The following is an 878-nucleotide window of genomic DNA, read 5'->3' on the forward strand; positions in this document are numbered from 1 at the left end:
TTTTCATCACTGTGAAAGCGAGAAAAATTTTACAGTGAATCGCTCAGATATCCTCCAGTACTTAAGGAATCTATACGATCAAATACATGAATGGAAACAAACGTAATGTAATAGAGTTGATAGATACCATCGATGAATACACAAGAAAAAATACATGAAAATTTGGAATTAGCCAGAATTAAAGAAATAAAGAAAAGAGTTGTAAATCGTACATTCCACGATTTACAACTCTTTTTATTCTATCGCTGCTCTGCATAGGATTTTCTGTAATGACGGAATCTGGTGTTCTTTTTAATAGAGAAAAAGATCGCTATTAGCCACCCAATAATCAGGACCGCGTAGATTGTATAGAGAATGGAGGTCTCAACTTGCCCTGCAATGAGAAGGGTCCTGAAGTTCGTTAGAATAATGAAACCTCCCGCCAAAACTCCTAGTATCAAAGAAGGTATTACTTGCACCAGCCACGCGGCAAGAGGGGCAGCAAGGACTCCGCCGATGACAAACGCAGCCACCCAAAGCCAGTTAAATTGATCTAAACCTAAGAATAGAACGAAGCCTAGTGTAGCAGAAGTTGTCACAGCGAACTCACTAGTATCGACTGTTCCAATCACTTTTCTAGGAGTTGCCCCTTTTTGTGAAAGGAGAATGGGTGTGTTAATAGGTCCCCATCCTCCGCCTCCGATTGAATCGAAGAATCCTGCCAATAAACCCAGCGGATAAATAAACCGCTTTTTCAGGGAAAGAGTCTGCTTTTGTTGAGAAGACTCAGGGTTCAAAAAGAGAAACCTAATTAAGATATAAATCCCAAGAAGAAGTAGAAAAAGGGAAATAAATGGTTTGATGAGCTCGCCCGGCAGACTGCTTAAAAAGGCCGCGCC

1 protein-coding gene is annotated in these 878 nt (G+C 40.7%); it reads right to left on the minus strand.

Annotation, left to right across the window (positions count from 1 at the left end; all coding sequences use genetic code 11):
* Window positions 1–239: 239 nt before the first annotated feature.
* On the minus strand, window positions 240–878 hold a 639-nt coding region (locus LD39_RS20710; RefSeq protein ID WP_035553229.1), incomplete at its 5' end, for a sulfite exporter TauE/SafE family protein.

This window comes from Halobacillus sp. BBL2006, from assembly GCF_000786645.1.
Lineage (GTDB): Bacteria > Bacillota > Bacilli > Bacillales > Halobacillaceae > Halobacillus.